This window comes from Aurantimonas sp. 22II-16-19i (assembly GCF_002088275.1).
Classification (GTDB): Bacteria; Pseudomonadota; Alphaproteobacteria; order Rhizobiales; family Rhizobiaceae; genus Jiella.
Map to the genome: position 1 here is coordinate 52,193 of NZ_AQQS01000016.1, position 16,880 is coordinate 69,072.

A 16,880-nucleotide genomic window follows, 5' to 3' on the forward strand; every position below is an offset into this window, starting at 1 on the left:
TCGGCACGCTAAACCGGCAGCCCCGCCAGCAGCGCGACGACGACCACCGCCAGCATGATCCCCATCGCCCGGTCGAACAGGCGGATCGCATTGGCGAGGTCTTCGAGGCTGGCCGACCGCCGGCCATCCGCATTCAGCATCGGTGCGTCGACGATGAGGTCGCGGTAGCGGCGCGGGCCGCCGAGGGCGAGGCCGAGAGCGGCGGCCATCGCGGTTTCCGGCCAGCCGGCATTGGGCGAGCGGTGCAGCCTGGCGTCGCGCCGGGTCGTCGCCATGATCGCCCGGACGGACGGCGCCGGCACAGCCGGGCGTCTTCCGCCGCCCGGCAGCAGGCCGCCGAGCCGGGCCGCCAGCGCGAACAGCCCCGCCGTCGCCCGCGCGGGGATGACATTCATCAGGTCGTCGAGCTTCGCCGAGGCGAAGCCGAAGTCGCGATAGCGCGCGTCCATGTGGCCGATCATCGAATCGGCGGTGTTGACGACCTTGTAGGCGAGAAGCCCCGGCAGGCCGAAGATCAGGTACCAGAAGGCCGGCGCGACGACCCCGTCCGAAGCGTTTTCGGCGAGGCTCTCGATCGCCGCACGGATCACGGCCGGCCGGTCCAGCTGCTCCGGATCGCGTCCGACGATCATCGCCACCGCCCGGCGCCCTTCCGCCAGCCCGCCGTCCCGCAGCGCCGTCCCGACGGCCCGCACGTGGTCGACGAGGCTCTTGTGGGCGAGGAAGACCGCGACGATCGCCGCTTCGCCGATCATGCCGAGAAGTCCGAGGGCATCGGCCAGCGCCGAGACGAAGCCGCCGAGGATCAATGCGCCGAGAAGCAGCAGGCCGAGGGCGAAGAAGCCCGAGCGGCGCCGGGTCTCGCCGGTGAAGGCCTCGCGGTTGAGCCGGCGGTCGAGGCTGTCGATCGCCTGGCCGATCACCGTCACCGGATGCGGCAGGCGGCGCCACAGCCAGGGCGGATCGCCGATCAGACGGTCGAGCACCAGCGCGGCGAGGAGAATGGCGAGGCGCGCGATCACCGGCCGTCCTCCCGTGCGAGATCGGCCAGCGCGCCCGCGAGCCTCGCCGCCTCCGCCGCGTCCTTCGGATTTCCGAAGCGCAGCCAGTCGGCCCGGTAGGCGAACGGCCGGGTGAGGATGTGGCGGCGGCAGAGCCCTTCGAACAGGGCGTGGGCATCCGACGTCTCGATCGTCGCAAACAGCGGCGTCGCGCCGACGCGAGCGTGACCGGCGTCGGCAAGGACCCGGTCGCGGCGTTCGGCCTGCAGCGCGACGGTTTCCATGACCTCCGCCCACAATCCCGGATCCGCCAGCACCGCCGCCCCGATGGCGAGCGCCGGGCCGCTGACCGCCCAGGGCCCGAGCCGCGCGGCGAGCGTCTCGGCGAGCGCCGGCGTCGTCAGCGCGAAGCCGAGGCGGATGCCGGCGAGACCGTAGAATTTGCCGAAGGAGCGGTGGATCAAAAGCCCCTCCGCGCCCGCCTGGCCAGCGACCGACAGCTCCGGCATGGCGTCGGCGAAGGCCTCGTCGACGACGAGGAGGCCGCCGCGCCGCGCCATTTCCGCATGCAGGCCGAGCAGCGCGGCCGGCTCCGTCCGCCGCCCGTCCGGATTGTTCGGATTGACGACGACGACGACGCGCGCGCCGTCCGGCAATTCGCCGGGACCGCCGATCGAAACGACCCGGTGCCCCGCCGCCGCGAAGCCGGCGCGGTGCTCGCCATAGGTCGGCTCGAGAATGGCGACGTCACCCACCGGCAGGACGAAGGGCAGGAGCGAGATGAGCGCCTGGCTTCCCGGCGCTGCGACGATGCCCGCCTGTCGCGGCACACCGTAGGCCGCCCGCGCCGCCTCGACGCAGCGCGCCTGAAGTTTCGAATCGGGGAGCCGCGACCAAACCGCTGGATCGAGCTCCGGCAGGGCGACGGCGGCTGGATTGATGCCGGTGGACAGGTCGAGCCAGCCGGTGGGGCTGGCGCCGAACCTTGCGATCGCCGCGTCAAGGCCGCCGCCGTGGATGGTGGCGGTCCTCATCGCCGGTCGATCACGTGGCAGAACGAGCCCATGACCCGGCCGACCCTCAGGCCCGCCTCGCCGAGATCCTCGCGCAACGCGTCGCGCACTGCGAACAGCCGCGCCGCCGCGCGCCCCTCGGCCAGCGTCGTCGCATAGTGGAATTCGTGGCCCATCAGCTCCCCCTCGAACGGCGCGCCGGCAAGCGGAACCAGCCGCCGGTAGCCGAGCTGCCGCCGCCGCTCGGCAAAGCTGGTCTCGAGCGGCAACAGGCCGAGCATCGCGTGCCGGGCGCCCGCGGCATCGACCAGCCCCTCGCCGAGCGCCATGTAGCCGCCGCACTCGCCATAGACCAGCGCGCCGCGCGCCGCCGCCGCCTGCATGCCTGCGCGAAAGGTCGTGGCGGCCGCAAGATGGCCGGCATGGAGCTCGGGATAGCCCCCCGGCAGGAACACTGCATCCGCGGCGGCGGACGGCGCCTCGCCGGCGAGCGGCGAGAAGACGGACAGCTCCGCCCCCGCCGCCTGCCAGCCCGCCAGCATGTGCGGATAGGCAAAGGCGAAGGCCGCGTCCCGCGCCACCGCGATCCTCTGGCCGAGCGGGGCGAAGGGCTGCGCCTCGCGCACGGCATCCGAATCAGCGGCCGTGCTGTCGCGCCTTGCCATCTCGGCCAGGGCTTCGAGATCGGCATGGGCGCTCATCCATTCCGCGGCCCGGGCGAGAAAGGCGGCGAGGTCGCCATGCTCGCCGGCCTGGACGAGGCCGAGATGGCGCTCGGGCAGCGCGAGGTCGCCATGCCTCGGCAGCGCGGCCAGAACCGGGATCTCCAGCGGGCGCAGCGCATCCTCCAGCATCGCCCGATGGCGCGGCGAGCCAACGCGGTTGAGGATCAGGCCGGCGATCGTCGTGTCGGCGCGAAAATTCCCGAAACCCGACACCAGCGCGGCGACGGAGTGGGACTGGCGGGCGCAGTCGACGACGAGGACGATCCGCGCGCCGATCGACGCCGCAAGGTCCGCCGCCGAGCCGGTGCCGTCGGCCGCCCCGTCGAAGAGGCCCATCATCGCCTCGGTGACGAAGAGGTCGGCATCTGCCGCCTGCTGCGCCGCGAGCGTCCGGATCAGCGCCGGGCGCATGGCGAAGGGATCGAGATTGACGCAGGCCCGCCCGCTCGCCGCCGCGTGGAAGGCGGGGTCGATATAGTCCGGTCCCGCCTTGGCCGAGGCGACCCTGTGCCCGGCCGCCCGCAGCGCGGCGATCAGCGCCAGCGTCACCGTCGTCTTGCCGGCGCCGGACGACGGCGCGGCGATCATCAGCCCGGCCAAGGCGTCTCTCCATGCCATCCGCCCGGCGGCACCGGGCATTCCTCGAAGACGCGCCGCAGCGATTGCAGCCCGGCGCCGATGGCAGCTTTAGGGAACTCGGCTATAAGCGCGCAATGGGCTTCGAGGCGGACGAGACACGCAAACCGGAGGACCGGCCGCTGCGGCGCGGCTGGACGACGGGCGCCTGCGCCACAGCCGCGACCAAGGCGGCGCTGGCGGCGCTGCTTTCCGGCGACTTTCCGGACCCGGTGGAAATCCGCCTCCCGAAGGGCGAGACACCGGCCTTCGCCCTCAACCGGCAGGAGCTTCGACCGGGCAGCGCGCCCCCACGAGCGATGGCGGCGATCGTCAAGGATGCCGGCGACGATCCGGACGTCACCCATCTCGCCGAGATCGTTGCGACCGTCTCTTTCGGTCAGCCTGGCTCCGGCGTCGTCTTCCGGGCCGGGCCGGGCGTCGGCATGGTGACGAGAGCCGGACTGCCGATCCCGCCCGGCGAGCCGGCGATCAATCCGGTGCCCCGGCAGATGATGCGGGAGGTGGTCGAGGCCCTCTGCGCGGCCCATGGCCGCCCCGCCGACCTGGTGGTCGAGATCTCGGTGACCGGCGGCGAGGAACTCGCCCGCAAGACCTGGAACCCCCGCCTCGGCATCGTCGGCGGGCTGTCGATCCTCGGCACCACCGGCATCGTCCATCCGTTTTCCTGCTCGGCCTGGATCCATTCGATCCACCGAGGCGTCGACGTCGCACGGGCGGCAGGGCTCTCCCATGTGATCGGCTCGACCGGCTCGGCCAGCGAGGACCTCGCCCGGCGGCTCTATCCCGAGCTTGCCGAGATCGCCTATCTCGACATGGGCGATTTCGCCGGCGGGCTGATCAAATATCTGAAGGCCCATCCGGTCGAGCGGCTGACGATCGCGGGCGGCTTCGCCAAGCTGACGAAGCTCGCGCAAGGGGCGATGGACCTGCATTCCGGCCGCAGCCAGGTGGATCTCGCCTTCCTGCTGGAGGCCGTAAGGGGACTCGACCCGGCCGCGGGCGAGCGTCTCGCGCCCGCAATCCTTGCCGCCAACACGGCCAAGGAAGTCCTCGACCTGACGCAGGAGGCCGGGCTCGATCTTGCCGGCGAGATCGCCCGGCAGGCGAGAGCCGTCAGCCTCGAGCGGCTGGGAGATGCGGGCGTCGCCGTCGAGATCGTCGTCGCCGATCGCAAGGGAGGCCTGCTTGCGAGGGTCTGACGCCGCCGCACCGCCTGGATCCGATGTCGAAGCCGTGGACGACGCTCCGCACGGGCGGCCGGCAGCCGATGCGACGGCAAGGCCCGTTCTCGTCCTCGGCGGCACGGCGGAGGCCAATGCGCTGGTGAAGGCCCTGCGGCAGCGCTGGCCGGAGCGCCGGCTCATCCTCTCCCTCGCCGGGCGCACGCGCTCGCCGGAGCTGCCGGAAGACGCCGAGATCCGCATCGGCGGCTTCGGCGGTGCGGAGGGCCTTGCCGCGTTCCTCTTGGCCGAGAGCGTGTCGCTGGTTGTCGACGCGACGCATCCCTTCGCCGCCGGCATGGCCCGCAATGCCGCGAGGGCCGCCGATCTCGCGGGCCTTCGCCGGCTGAAGCTGCTGCGGCCCGAATGGTGCCCGGTCGCGGGCGACTGCTGGACGCCCGTCACCTGCCTCGCCGAGGCCTGCCGCGCGCTGCCCGCCGGCGCCCGGCCGTTCCTGGCGCTCGGCCGCCAGCATCTGTCGCCCTTCACGAGACGCAGCGACATCCGCCCCCTCGCCCGGATGATCGAGCCGCCCGAGCCGGCGCTTCCCGCCGGCTGGACTCTGATCCTCTCGCGCCCCTCGTCGGATCGGTGCGCCGAGGCGGACTTGATGCGCGCGCACGGCATCACCCACCTCGTCACCCGCAACGCCGGCGGCGCCGCCTCCTACGCCAAGGTCGCGGCGGCACGGGATCTGGGGCTGCCGGTGATCATGATCGCGAGGCCGCCGTCGCCGGCGGGGGCGGTGTTCGAGACGGTGGAGGATGTGGTGGGGGCGATCGGCTGAGCTGCCGGACCTGGTTCCGCGGAGCTGGCGGAGGCTTGGGATCGCAGGCGGCCCTTGCCGGCGGGCACGGTGCCGAGGACCCCCCTCTTCCTTGCCGGCAAACCCCGACGGCGAGCCTCCCGCCCAACGCGGCAGGAAGCCGAGCTTCAGCCCTCAAGCCTTCCGCTTCGGCCGCAGCACGTGGACATGGCTCGCGTCGTAGAGCTTGGAATCGATGAAGTCCTTCGCCCCCAGGGCCCGGCCGACGAAGATGAGCGCGGTGCGCGTCAGCTTGGCCTCGCGGGCGGCGCGTTGGAGCTCACTGAGCGTCGAGTGGATGAACGCCTCGTCCTCCCAGCCGACCCGGTAGGCGATGATCGCCGGGCAGTCCTCGCCATAGGCCGGAAGCGGCGTCAGCTCGCGCTGGATATGGGGGATGTTGCGGACCGACAGGTGGATCGCCAGGGTCGCGCCGCTCCGCCCCAGGGTGGAAAGCTCCTCCCCCGCGGGCATCGAGGAGGACTTCATCGCCGTGCGGGTGAGGATCACCGTCTGGCAGATCTCCGGCACCGTCAGTTCGAGCTTCAGGGCGGCGGCCGCCGCCGCGAAGGCCGGCACGCCGGGGGTGATGTCGAAGGGGATGCCGAGCGCATCGAGCCGGCGGATCTGCTCGGCGATCGCGCCATAGAGCGAGGGATCGCCCGAATGCACCCGCGCGACGTCCTCGCTGCGGCCATGCGCCGCCTCGATCTCCGCGATGATCTCGTCGAGCGTCAGGGGCGCGGTGTCGATCACCCTCGCCCCTTCCGGCGCGGCCTTCACCACCTCCTGCGGCACCAGCGAGCCGGCAAAGAGGCAGACCGGGCAGCGCTCGATCAGCCTCAGGCCGCGCACGGTGATGAGATCCGCCGCGCCGGGGCCCGCCCCGATGAAATGCACCGTCATGGCTGCTCTGTCCTGTTCGTTTCCATTCGCCCGCTTCGACCACAGCCGCGCGCGGCGCACAACAGCGCCGGCCGCAGGCTCTTCCCTCGCATGTCCAATTATATTGACATCCGATTGTCTACTCGATGAGAAAACGGCTTCTCAGGACGCGCGAAAGCCGCTAGCCTGTCGGTCATGAGGATTGCCTTTCCCTTCGCTGCCATCGTCGGTCAGGACCAGATGAAGCTGGCCCTGTCGATCGCGGCCATCGATCCGTCCATCGGCGGCGTGCTGGTCTTCGGCGATCGCGGCACCGGCAAGTCGACCACGGTGCGCGCGCTGGCGGCCGTCTTGCCGCAGATGCAGGCGGCGCGCTGTCCCTATCATTGCGACCCGGCGCGTCCGGACGAGGCGTGCGATACCTGCCGCCCGCAGTCCGAGACGCAAAGGGCGCAGGCGAGCGTCACCCTGCAGGTTCCGGTGGTGGACCTGCCGCTGGGGGCAACGGAGGACCGCATCGTCGGAGCGCTCGATCTCGAACGGGCGCTGTCCGGCGGCGAGAAACGCTTCGAGCCTGGGCTCCTGGCGAAAGCCCATCGCGGCTTTCTCTACATCGACGAAATCAACCTCCTCGAGGACCATCTGGTCGATCTTCTCCTCGACGTCGCGGCCTCGGGGGAAAACGTCGTCGAGCGCGAGGGATTGAGCGTGCGCCATCCGGCCCGCTTCGTCCTCATCGGCAGCGGCAATCCGGAGGAAGGCGAGCTTCGCCCGCAGCTTCTCGATCGCTTCGGCCTGTCCGTCGAGGTGCGCACGCCGGGCGACCTGAAGACCCGCATCGAGGTGGTGAAGCGCCGGGACGCTTTCGAGCGCGACCCGGCCGGCTTCGTCGCCGGATACGCGGCCGAGAACGCCAGCATCCGCGATGCCATCGTCGCTGCTCGCGACCGTCTCGGCACCGTCGCGGTCCCCGACGAATCGCTGGAGAAGGCCGCCCAGCTCTCGATCCGCCTCGGCACCGACGGGCTTCGCGGCGAGCTGACGCTGATGCGGGCCGCACGGGCCCTCGCCGCCTTGCAGGGTGACGGCGAAGTCCTGTGGCCGCATCTGGCGAGCCTCGCCCCGCTCGCCTTGTCCCATCGCCTGCGCCGCGATCCGCTGGACGAGGCGGGTTCGGCGACGCGCGTCGAACGCGCCGTCGGCGAACTCGCGGCGGCGTGAACGCGCCCGGGCCGGACATGGGCCGCGCCCGACCCGCCGCCGCCAATGACGGCGCTCCTTCCGAACGGGCCGCAGACCGCTCCGCCCCTCCGGACGGGCAGTCGCTCTTCCGCGAGGCGCTGACGGCGCTCGCCATCTTCGCCGTCGACCCGGGGATTGGTCTGAGGCTCGCCGCCCGCGCCGGGCCGGTGCGCCAGGTGGTTCTCGATCGGGTTCGGGCGGCTCTTCCCGAAGGTGTCTCGATGCGGAAGATCCCGGCTGGCATGTCCCAGGCCGCGCTTCTCGGCGGCCTCGACCTCTCGGCTTCGCTGCAGGCCGGCCGCCCGGTGCTGGAACGCGGCGTCTTGACCGCCGCCGACGGCGGCATCGTCATTGCCGCCATGGCCGAGCGGATGGGCGAGGGATGCGCCGGGCTGCTGGCGCTCGCCCTCGACCGGGGCACCGTCCCCATCGAACGCGAGGGCATCTCGGCCGAGGCGCCGGCCCGCATCGGCGTCCTCGCCCTCGACGAGGGGATGGAGCCGGACGAGGCGCCGCCGGACGCGCTCTGCGAGCGGCTCGGTCTGTGGCTGTCCCTCGATGGCGCCGACCCGCGCGGCACCCGCGACGGGGACGCCGACCTTGCGGCAGGATCCATCCTCGCGGCGAGATCCCACCTCGCCTCGGTCCGCCCCGACGAGACGGCGATCGAGACGATCTGCCAGGCGGCGATGGCCTTCGGCATCGTCTCGCTGCGGGTCCCGAGCCTCGCCCTTCGCGCCGCCTGCGCCTCGGCCGCGCTGGCTGGCCGTCCGGTACCGGCGCAGGGCGATCTCGACGCCGCGATCCGGCTGGTGCTCCTGCCCCGCGCCGTGACGATGCCGCAGATGCCCGGAGAAGAGACCAGCCAGGACGAACCCGGCGATCAGGAGGATCGTGCCCCGCCGGACGATCCACCCCCGCCCGATCCGCACACGTCGGAGAATCGCGATCCGGCCGAGATCGAGCCGCAGGAGGAGATCGCCGTCGAGACGATGGAGGCGAGCCTCCCCGCCGATCTCCTCGCCGCGCTTGCCGCCATGGCGCGCCCGCCGCTGCAGCGGGCCGGCTCCGGCCGAAGAGGCGCCTTTGCCGAGCGGGCCCGGCGCGGCCGGGTGGTCGGCACGCGCCCCGGCGATCCGCGCCGCGACCGGCTCGACGTCGTCGCGACGCTGCGCGCCGCCGCCCCCTGGCAGAACCTGCGACGGATGGAGCGCGCCGAGAGCCTGCCGGGCGCGGCGTCCCGCCCGCTCGAGATCCGAAGCGCCGACATCCGCGTGCGGCGCCACCGCGGCAAGTCCGAGACGGCGACGATCTTCGCCGTCGACGCCTCCGGCTCGGCCGCGCTCGCTCGTCTCGCCGAGGCCAAGGGCGCCGTCGAACGCATCCTCGCCGACTGCTATGTCAGGCGGGACCGTGTTGCGCTGGTCGCCTTTCGCGGCACCAGGGCCGACATTCTCCTCACCGAGACGAAGTCGCTCACACGGGCCAAGCGGTCGCTGGCCGCCCTGCCCGCCGGCGGCGGCACGCCGCTGGCGAGCGGCATCCTCGCCGCTCTCGATCTCGCCGCCGCCTCGGCGCGCGAGGGGCGCACGCCGCTGATCGCCCTCCTCACCGACGGGCGGGCGAACATCGCCCTCAGCGGCGCCGCAGGACGGCCGAAGGCGATGGCCGACGCCTGCGATGCGGCGCGGGCGGTCCGCGCGCGCGGGATCGCCGCCCTCGTCATCGACCTCTCGCAGCGTCCGAGCGAGCAGGCGCGGGAGATCGCCGCCGCCCTGGGCGGGAGTTATCTGGCCCTGCCGCGGGCCGACTCGAAGGCTGTCTCCGATGCCATCGCCGCGGCACCCCGCGGACTGGCTCAACTTCCCGCAGGTCGTCCATGAGCGGGCGGCTCGACTTCTCCCGCGACGGCCGCGACTGGCCGCATCGCGCCGCGAGCCGCTTCGTCGAGGCGGGCGGCACGCGGTTTCACGTCCAGATCCTTGGGCCGGAGGACGCTCCGCCCCTTCTCCTCCTCCACGGCACCGGCGCCTCGACTCACTCGTTTCGCGACCTCGCGCCGATCCTGGCGAGCGACTTCCGGGTGATCATGCCGGACCTGCCCGGCCACGGCTTCACCGCCGCACCCCGCTGGCGCCGCCCCTCGATCACCGGCATGGGCACGGCACTGGCCGCCATGCTGAAGGCGGTGGGCGCCGAGCCGGTCCACGCCGCCGGCCACTCGGCGGGCGCCGCGATCCTCCTGCGCATGGCCCTCGACAGCCAGGTCGCGCCGCGCCGCATCGTCTCGCTGAATGGCGCGCTCCTGCCCTTTCCGGGCGTCGCGGCGCATCTCTTCCCGCGGCTCGCCAAGCTGCTCTTCCTCAATCCCGTCGCGCCGCGCTTCTTTTCCTGGCGGGCGCGCAACGGCCGGGCCGTCGCCCAGCTGATGGAGAGCACCGGCTCGCGGCTGACGCCGGAGGGCGTCGCCTATTACGAACGCCTGCTCTCCTCCCCCGCCCATGTGGAGGGTGCCCTGTCGATGATGGCGAACTGGGACCTCGAAGGCCTTCGCCGCGACCTGCCGCGGCTGCTCGTGCCGCTGACGCTGGTCGTCGGCACCAGGGACCGGGCGATCCCGCCGGAAGTCTCCGCCCGCGTCGCGGGCATGGTGAGGGATGGCCGTGTCGAGACGCTCGCCGGCCTCGGCCATCTCGCCCATGAAGAGGCGCCGGAGCGGGTGGCGCGGGTGATGACGACGGCTTTTGCGGACGACCTCCAGACGCATGATCTCGCCGCGGGATGAACCGGTTCACAGGCGGCAGTCGACGTTGATCGCCGGACAGGATCGCAACACTTGATCGGTGAATACGGTTGCGGGACTCACCGCCCCGTGCCGGAGCATGATAAGAACTCGCCGCCAACCAGGGGCGCCGCATCGGGCGGCGCCGCGCCACGGCATCGGCCCGAAGATCGGAACCGGTTTTCGGCAAGCACGATGCGCCGATTCACTGTGTCTGAGCGTTTTTCGTGCGTCTTCTCGGAGGCACGGCGCTCCGACGAACGACAGGTCTTTTCCCTATGCGCCGACGTCCTCTCGCACGGCTCTCGATCATGGTCGCGATCATCGCCTCCGGATTCGGACTGCAGGTCACCCCGACGCTTGCGGCTGAACCGGCCGCGTCCGATGTCGCGGCACTGAGGACCTGTCTCGAAGGGAGCGACGAGGCCGCCTGCATCGGCACGCTTTCCGATCCATGCCAGGAGCGTCCGGACGGCTCGACCACGATGGGCATCGCCGCCTGCCTCCAGGAGGAGCAGGAGGCCTGGGACGTCATCCTGAACGAGCGCTACAAGGACGCCATGTCCGATGCCCGCGCCACCGACGAGCGCCTACCGGAGATGGGCATCGATCCGGACGCGGCAGAGACCCTGCGCGCGGCCCAGCGCGCCTGGATCGCCTATCGCGACGCCGAATGCCAGCGGCTCTATGTCGCCAACAGCGAGGGCACCATCCGCAGCATCGTCTATGCGAGCTGCCTCAACGAGATGACCGCGCGCCGCGCGATCGACCTTCGCCCGCAGGAGATGTGACCGCGGAGCGCCTCGGCAAGGCTCAGACGAACCGCCGCGGCATCCGGTAGGGCAGCATCATCTGCACCAGCGGATTGGCGAAGCGGTCGAGATCGACGCTCTCGTGGATCGCGGTGACGTCGCGGCCGAGCAGCCGTGTGCCGACCACCGAGCGCGTGTAGAACGGCGAATCCTCCAGCGTTTCGAGCACCTTCGCCTCGACGCCGCGCTCGGACCTCGTCGACCGCCGCATGCCCCAGAAGCTCTTCTTCAGCCGCGCCGGCGGCGGCGCCTCGAAGTCGGCGACGCCGGTCTTCGGATCGAAGCGGATGGCGAGCGAACAGGACTGGTCGTCGCGGTCGAGGAGGTCGTAGAGGACGACCGTGCCCTCCGGCACCGAGGCGCGGCACCAGTTCCACCGGTGGAAGCTCTCCTCCAGAGGCACCTCACCGGTGTTGAAGTCGAAATAGCCGCTGCCGGACCACGACAGCTTCGGATGATCGAGTTCCACCTCGACGCGCGCGCAAGGGGCGATCGGCCACCAGCAGTGCCGCTGGTCCGCATCGAGCGCGACGGGATGGTTCACCACCGCCTCCGGATAGAGCCGGATGGTCCCCTTGACCCGCCGCGGGATCAGCGGCGAGATCTCGTCGATCGAGACGGTGAGGCCGGTGCCGTCCCAGCGCATCGCGCTCGGCCCGACGGACAGCGTGCCGGCATCGCGGTGCAGCGCGTCGCGCCGGCGTTCGGTCATCGTCCAGCGCTTGCCCGCCGGCCCGGTCAGCGCGACGTTGATCGAGACGTGGTCCTCGGGACGCTTGCGGCCGGCGAAGCGGTAATAGGGCGAGAACACGCTGCCGACGAAGCCGATCAGCGTGAGGGAATGTTTGCCGTCGGCAGAAAGCGCGTCCACATACCACCAGGCATAGCCGCCCGGCGGGACGCTCTGGTCGAAGCGTGGGCCGAAAGGATAGCCTCCGCTGCGATCTTGCCCGACAGCGCCGCCATCGGCAGGCCGGCCCCGGGATGGGCGCTGCCGCCGCAGAGAAAGAGGCCGGGCAGCTTCGTTCTGGCGCCGGGACGCCGGAACGAAGCCGTCGACCCATGCGAGGCCCGCCCGTAGAGCGCTCCGCCCGTCGCCGGAAAGCGTCTCTCGAAATCGGAGGGCGTCGAACGCGCCATCGCCGACCAGTCCGGTTGGTCGACCTCCAAACCCGAAGCTCGCAGTCTCGAAAACGCCGCGCTCACGCATCGTTCGACCTCCCTTTCGTCGAAGCTCGTCATGTCGCCGTCGGCCGGCGCGTTGATGATCAGGAACAGCCGCTCGCGGCCCCGCTCGATGGCCTCCCGCGCCAGGGCGCCGCCATCGTCGCGGTCGCTGGCGCAGACATAGACCGTCGGGTCCAACGGCAGCCGGCGCTGGCGCAGGATCTCGTCGAACTCGCGCTCATAGTCGGACGAGAAGAAGACGTTGTGGTGCAGCAGCGGCATGCCGCCGGTCCGCGCCTCGAAGGCGAGGGTGAGAGCCGAGAGCGAGCGCTCCTCCCGCTTCAACGGCGGATCGACGGCGCCCTGCGCCGCGGGCCCGAAGCGGCCGGCGGAGAGCGCCGCGACGTCGCCGTTCACCAGCACCACGTCGGCCGAGACGAACTCGCCATCGGCCAGGACGACACCGCTCGCCCGGCCGCCGGCCGTCTCGACCGCGGCGACGGATGCCCCGTAGCGCAGCTGCGCACCGCGCCGTTCGGCGAGCGCCGCCAGCGCTTCGGCCAGGCGCTTCATGCCGCCTTCGATCAGCCAGACACCGGATTTCTCCACATGGGCGATCAGCATCAGGGTCGCCGGCGCGAGAAACGGCGAGGAGCCGTTGTAGGTCGCGTAGCGGGCAAACAGCTGGGCGAGGCGCGGATCGGAAAACCGTCCCGCCAGCGCGCGCGCAAGCGTCGTCTCGGCGCCGATCCGCAGGATCGCCGGGAGGCCCAGCGGCCCGGCCCGGGCCATCAGGCCGACCGGACCCGACGGGCGCTCGGCCCGCATGAAGATCGGTGACAGCGTCTCGCAGACGTCGCGGGCCTTGGCGCAGAAGGCGGCGTACTCCCCTGCCGACCCCGATCCGGCGAAGGCGGCGATCGCCGCTTCCGATCGTCCCTGGTCGGCGAAGAGGTCCAGCCGCGAGCCATCGGCGAAGGCGTGCCGCGCGATGCTCTCTGAGCGGCGCAGGGTCAGGTGATCGTCGAGACACTCGCCTGCCATCGCGAAAATGTCATCGAAGACGTCGCGCAAGGTGAAGACCGTCGGGCCGACATCGATCCGGCGGCCGCCGACCGCGGCTTCGCGCAGCTTGCCGCCCGGCCCGTCGCCGGCCTCCAGGAGCGTCACGTCGAGCCCGGCCGAAGCAAGGCGCACTGCCGCCGCGAGCCCGCCGACCCCGGCTCCGACGATGGCTACGTGCATCGCATCATCCTTCGAACCTTGGAGGAGAAGATTGACACGAGGGCGATCTGGTTGTCCAATAAAATTGACAGACTGCACTGTCCAAAAGGATTGACGCCATGTCGGCCACGGAATCTCAGCCCGCGCAACCTCTGTCCGAGCGGCCGTCCGGCTGGGCGGACCCGATCCGCGAGATCCGGCGCTTCTTCCGGCCGAGCCGGGATCGCTGGCGGGACTACCGCAACGCCAAGCTCGGCGATCCGGCGTTCCAGCGGAGCGCCTCGCGCAACTGGCTGACACGGCGCTTCGCGCGCCGGAGCTCGCGCCGGCTGTTCGATCTCGTCGCCGGCTTCGTCTATTCCCAGGCGCTTGCCGCAGGCGTCGAGCTCGACCTCTTCCGGCACCTGTCGCGCGGCCCGCGCACGCTGGCGGAGCTCGCCGCCTCCACCGGCCTGACGCAGCCCGCCACGGAACGCCTGCTGCGCGCGCTCGACGCGATCGATCTGGTGGAGATCGACGACAGCGACGACGAGACGGTCTATGCGCTCGGCCCCCTCGGGGCGGCGCTGATCGCCAATCCGGGCGCCGAGGCGATGATCCGCCACCACAGGGACGTCTATCACGACCTCGCCGACCCGGTGGCGCTGCTGAAGGGCCAGCACAAGGACACGCGGCTTGCCAGGCTCTGGCCCTATGCCGCGCGCCCCGGCGGCCGGCCACCGGAGGATGCCGACGTCGAGGCCTATACCGACCTGATGGCGGCGAGCCAGGACATGGTGGCCGAGGAGGTCCTCGGCTCCTACGACATCTCCTGGTCGAAGCGCATGCTCGATCTCGGCGGCGGCGACGGGCGCTTCCTGCGCAAGGTCGCCGAGCGCCATCCGAAGGTCGAGCTGCACCTGATGGAGCTGCCGGCGGTGGCCGAGATCGCCCGGAAGCGCATCGGCGACAGCCGGTTCGGCCGGCGCATCCACGTCCATTCTGGGGATTTCTTCACCGATCCCTATCCGGACGGCGGCTTCGACCTCGTCACCCTCGTGCGCATTCTCCACGACCACGACGATGCCGAGGCGATCCGGCTCCTGACCCGGGCCCGACAGGCCCTGCGCCCGGGCGGCGTCGTCATGGTCGCCGAGCCGATGGCCGGCACCGGCGATTCGGCGGTGATCGCCGACGCCTATTTCGGCTTCTACCTCCTCGCCATGGGCCGTGGGCGGCCACGCACGACCGGCGAGGTCGGACGGCTGATGAGCGCCGCCGGCCTGACCCGAATCCGTAACATTCCCACCGCCCTGCCCGTCGCTGCCAGCATCGTCCTCGGCGAGATTCCGCGCCGCAATGTCAGATTTACTTGACAGTTGGTTCTGTCAATTTAAACTGACACTCAATTCAGGAGTCCTTCCCTTGCTCACCCAATCCGACGCCATCGTCTTCGACCAGCCCCGCCAGCTCGGCATGCGGCGGCTGGGTCTGGCGCCCCGGCAGCCGGGCGACGTGGTGGTGGCGATCGAGGCTTCGGGCATCTCCACCGGCACCGAGCGGCTGCTCTGGTCGGGCGAGATGCCGGCCTTTCCGGGCATGGGCTATCCCCTGGTTCCCGGCTACGAAGCGGTCGGCCGGATCGTCGATGCCGGCGATGCTCGTCGGCTGAAGGCTGGCGACAAGGTCTTCGTGCCGGGCTCCAACGGCTTCGACGGCGCGAGGGGCCTGTTCGGCGCCTCGGCCTCCCACGTGCAGCTGCCGGAAGGCCGGCTGGTGCCGATTTCGGCGACGCTTGGCGACGAGGCGGTGCTGCTGGCGCTTGCCGCGACGGCCCATCACGCCGTCCGCGCCTCCGGCCGCGACCTGCCGGAGCTGATCGTCGGTCACGGCGCCCTCGGCCGGCTCGCGGCGCGCATCGTCGTCGCCCTCGGCGGCCAGGCGGTCGTCTGGGAGAGCGCCCCGCTCCGCCGCTCGGGCGCCGCCGGCTATGCCGTCATCGCCCCCGAGGCCGAGGAGCGCTCCGACTACCGGCAGATCCTCGACGTGTCCGGCGATGCGACGATTCTCGACCGGCTGGTTCCAAGGCTCGGTCGCGGCGGCGAGATCGTCCTCGCCGGCTTCTACAAGGAGCCTGTCTCCTTCGCCTTCCCGCCCGCCTTCATGCGCGAGGTGCGGATGAAGATCGCCGCCGAATGGCGTCCGCAGGACATGGAGGCGGTGCTCTCCCTCATCGCCTCGGGCCGGCTCAGCCTCGACGGGCTGGTGACCCACGCCGCCCGCCCGGCGGACGCCGACACTGCCTACCGCACGGCGTTCGAGGACGCCGACTGCCTGAAGATGATCCTGGATTGGAGAACGATGTGAGCAACGCGCTACGACATGTCGAGGGCGCGAGCGGGCCAGCCGGCGCCATGGCCGAACGGCTTCGCGCCGAGGCCGCGATCGAACCGTCCACCGTCGCCACCGGCAAGGTGACGAAGGAGACGCAGATCATCGCGATCTACGGCAAGGGCGGCATCGGCAAGTCCTTCACGCTGGCCAACCTCTCCTACATGATGGCGAGCCAGGGCAAGCGGGTCCTCCTCATCGGCTGCGATCCGAAATCCGACACGACGTCGCTCTTGTTCGGCGGCAAGGCCTGCCCGACCATCATCCAGACCTCCTCCGCCAAGAAGGCGGCGGGCGAGGAAGTCGCCATCTCCGACGTCTGCTTCCGGCGCGACGGCGTCTTCGCCATGGAGCTCGGCGGGCCCGAGGTCGGCCGCGGCTGCGGCGGCCGGGGCATCATCCACGGCTTCGAACTCCTGGAGAAGCTCGGCTTCCACGACTGGAGCTTCGACTATGTGCTGCTCGACTTCCTCGGCGACGTCGTCTGCGGCGGCTTCGGCCTGCCGATCGCCCGGGACATGTGCCAGAAGGTCATCGTCGTCGGCTCCAACGACCTGCAGTCGCTCTACGTCGCCAACAATGTCTGTTCGGCGGTCGAGTATTTCCGCAAGCTCGGCGGCAATGTCGGCGTCGCCGGCATGGTGGTCAACAAGGACGACGGCACCGGCGAGGCTGCGGCCTTCGCCAGATCCGTCGGCATCCCCGTCCTCGCCGCGATCCCGGCGGACGAGGACATCCGCAGGAAGAGCGCCAACTACCAGATCGTCGGCATGCCCGGCGGTCGCTGGGCGCCGCTCTTCGAACAGCTCGCCACCAATGTCGGCGAGGCGCCGCCGCTCCACCCGACCCCGCTCGACCAGGACGGCCTGCTCGGCCTGTTCTCCGACGAGGCGACCGGCCGCGAGGTGAAGCTCCAGCCGGCCAGCCTTGCCGACATGATGGGCCGCCCGGTGGTCCAGCGCCCATCCCTCGAAGTCGTCTACGACGAGGCGTGA

15 protein-coding genes are annotated in these 16,880 nt (G+C 71.3%); 9 read left to right on the plus strand and 6 right to left on the minus strand.

Annotated elements, in window-relative coordinates:
• Nucleotides 1-8: 8 nt before the first annotated feature.
• Genes cbiB through ATO4_RS14050 form a run of 3 tightly spaced genes read right to left on the minus strand, consistent with a single transcriptional unit; the run spans nucleotide 9 to nucleotide 3,339 of the window.
• On the minus strand, nucleotides 9-1,022 hold the full coding sequence (gene cbiB, locus ATO4_RS14040) for an adenosylcobinamide-phosphate synthase CbiB (protein WP_083592160.1): 1,014 nt from the start codon (nucleotides 1,020-1,022) through the stop codon (nucleotides 9-11).
• On the minus strand, nucleotides 1,019-2,035 hold the full coding sequence (gene cobD, locus ATO4_RS14045; protein WP_083592161.1) for a threonine-phosphate decarboxylase CobD: 1,017 nt from the start codon (nucleotides 2,033-2,035) through the stop codon (nucleotides 1,019-1,021). The genes cbiB and cobD overlap by 4 nt, the downstream gene beginning before the upstream one ends.
• Complete coding sequence (locus ATO4_RS14050) at nucleotides 2,032-3,339, minus strand: cobyrinate a,c-diamide synthase (protein WP_083592162.1); 1,308 nt, start codon at nucleotides 3,337-3,339, stop codon at nucleotides 2,032-2,034. The genes cobD and ATO4_RS14050 overlap by 4 nt, the downstream gene beginning before the upstream one ends.
• A gap of 113 nt (nucleotides 3,340-3,452) precedes the next feature.
• Between ATO4_RS14050 and ATO4_RS14055 the strand changes: the two genes are divergently transcribed.
• Nucleotides 3,453-4,577: a cobalt-precorrin-5B (C(1))-methyltransferase gene (locus ATO4_RS14055; RefSeq protein ID WP_083592163.1), complete on the plus strand. Its 1,125-nt coding sequence runs from the start codon at nucleotides 3,453-3,455 to the stop codon at nucleotides 4,575-4,577.
• 34 nt (nucleotides 4,578-4,611) lie between these two features.
• Entirely contained in the window at nucleotides 4,612-5,385 is a 774-nt protein-coding gene (locus ATO4_RS14060; protein WP_245308750.1) for a cobalt-precorrin-6A reductase, read from the plus strand.
• A gap of 153 nt (nucleotides 5,386-5,538) precedes the next feature.
• On the opposite strand, the gene cobM is transcribed toward ATO4_RS14060, so the two are convergent.
• Nucleotides 5,539-6,309: a precorrin-4 C(11)-methyltransferase gene (gene cobM / locus ATO4_RS14065; protein ID WP_083592165.1), complete on the minus strand. Its 771-nt coding sequence runs from the start codon at nucleotides 6,307-6,309 to the stop codon at nucleotides 5,539-5,541.
• 174 nt (nucleotides 6,310-6,483) lie between these two features.
• On the opposite strand from cobM, the gene bchI reads away from it, so the two are divergent.
• From bchI to ATO4_RS14085, 4 genes are all read left to right on the plus strand, one after another.
• Complete coding sequence (bchI, locus tag ATO4_RS14070) at nucleotides 6,484-7,509, plus strand: magnesium chelatase ATPase subunit I (RefSeq protein ID WP_083592166.1); 1,026 nt, start codon at nucleotides 6,484-6,486, stop codon at nucleotides 7,507-7,509.
• The gene (locus ATO4_RS14075) at nucleotides 7,506-9,413 is read left to right on the plus strand and encodes a magnesium chelatase subunit D (protein WP_245308751.1); all 1,908 of its coding nucleotides are present in this window, start codon (nucleotides 7,506-7,508) and stop codon (nucleotides 9,411-9,413) included. The genes bchI and ATO4_RS14075 overlap by 4 nt, the downstream gene beginning before the upstream one ends.
• Nucleotides 9,410-10,315 (plus strand): alpha/beta fold hydrolase BchO, encoded by a 906-nt coding sequence (gene bchO, locus ATO4_RS14080; protein ID WP_083592168.1) that lies wholly within the window; start codon nucleotides 9,410-9,412, stop codon nucleotides 10,313-10,315. The genes ATO4_RS14075 and bchO overlap by 4 nt, the downstream gene beginning before the upstream one ends.
• A gap of 308 nt (nucleotides 10,316-10,623) precedes the next feature.
• Nucleotides 10,624-11,103 (plus strand): lysozyme inhibitor LprI family protein, encoded by a 480-nt coding sequence (locus tag ATO4_RS14085; protein WP_176222991.1) that lies wholly within the window; start codon nucleotides 10,624-10,626, stop codon nucleotides 11,101-11,103.
• Nucleotides 11,104-11,125: 22 nt separating this feature from the next.
• Here the strand turns inward: ATO4_RS14085 and ATO4_RS14090 are convergent, their stop codons facing one another.
• Nucleotides 11,126-11,995, minus strand: coding sequence for a carotenoid 1,2-hydratase (locus ATO4_RS14090; protein ID WP_083592170.1), 870 nt, complete (start codon nucleotides 11,993-11,995; stop codon nucleotides 11,126-11,128).
• Nucleotides 11,953-13,536 (minus strand): 1-hydroxycarotenoid 3,4-desaturase CrtD, encoded by a 1,584-nt coding sequence (crtD, locus tag ATO4_RS14095; protein ID WP_083592171.1) that lies wholly within the window; start codon nucleotides 13,534-13,536, stop codon nucleotides 11,953-11,955. The genes ATO4_RS14090 and crtD overlap by 43 nt, the downstream gene beginning before the upstream one ends.
• Nucleotides 13,537-13,634: 98 nt before the next feature.
• Between crtD and ATO4_RS14100 the strand changes: the two genes are divergently transcribed.
• The 3 genes from ATO4_RS14100 to ATO4_RS14110 are packed head-to-tail and all read left to right on the plus strand — an operon-like array spanning nucleotide 13,635 to nucleotide 16,880.
• The gene (locus ATO4_RS14100; protein WP_083592172.1) at nucleotides 13,635-14,870 is read left to right on the plus strand and encodes a methyltransferase; all 1,236 of its coding nucleotides are present in this window, start codon (nucleotides 13,635-13,637) and stop codon (nucleotides 14,868-14,870) included.
• 49 nt (nucleotides 14,871-14,919) lie between these two features.
• Nucleotides 14,920-15,861: a chlorophyll synthesis pathway protein BchC gene (gene bchC / locus ATO4_RS14105; protein ID WP_280940499.1), complete on the plus strand. Its 942-nt coding sequence runs from the start codon at nucleotides 14,920-14,922 to the stop codon at nucleotides 15,859-15,861.
• 47 nt (nucleotides 15,862-15,908) lie between these two features.
• Complete coding sequence (locus ATO4_RS14110; RefSeq protein WP_083592174.1) at nucleotides 15,909-16,880, plus strand: chlorophyllide a reductase iron protein subunit X; 972 nt, start codon at nucleotides 15,909-15,911, stop codon at nucleotides 16,878-16,880.

What these genes read in the sequence shown, in the direction of transcription:
- bchO (WP_083592168.1), top strand. Translation starts at nt 9,410, where the DNA reads ATGAGCGGGCGGCTCGACTTCTCCCGCGACGGCCGCGACTGGCCGCAT.
- crtD (WP_083592171.1), bottom strand. Translation starts at nt 13,536, where the DNA reads ATGCACGTAGCCATCGTCGGAGCCGGGGTCGGCGGGCTCGCGGCGGCA.
- ATO4_RS14100 (WP_083592172.1), top strand. Translation starts at nt 13,635, where the DNA reads ATGTCGGCCACGGAATCTCAGCCCGCGCAACCTCTGTCCGAGCGGCCG.
- bchI (WP_083592166.1), top strand. Translation starts at nt 6,484, where the DNA reads ATGAGGATTGCCTTTCCCTTCGCTGCCATCGTCGGTCAGGACCAGATG.
- ATO4_RS14055 (WP_083592163.1), top strand. Translation starts at nt 3,453, where the DNA reads ATGGGCTTCGAGGCGGACGAGACACGCAAACCGGAGGACCGGCCGCTG.
- ATO4_RS14110 (WP_083592174.1), top strand. Translation starts at nt 15,909, where the DNA reads ATGGCCGAACGGCTTCGCGCCGAGGCCGCGATCGAACCGTCCACCGTC.
- cobM (WP_083592165.1), bottom strand. Translation starts at nt 6,309, where the DNA reads ATGACGGTGCATTTCATCGGGGCGGGCCCCGGCGCGGCGGATCTCATC.
- cobD (WP_083592161.1), bottom strand. Translation starts at nt 2,035, where the DNA reads ATGAGGACCGCCACCATCCACGGCGGCGGCCTTGACGCGGCGATCGCA.
- ATO4_RS14085 (WP_176222991.1), top strand. Translation starts at nt 10,624, where the DNA reads ATGGTCGCGATCATCGCCTCCGGATTCGGACTGCAGGTCACCCCGACG.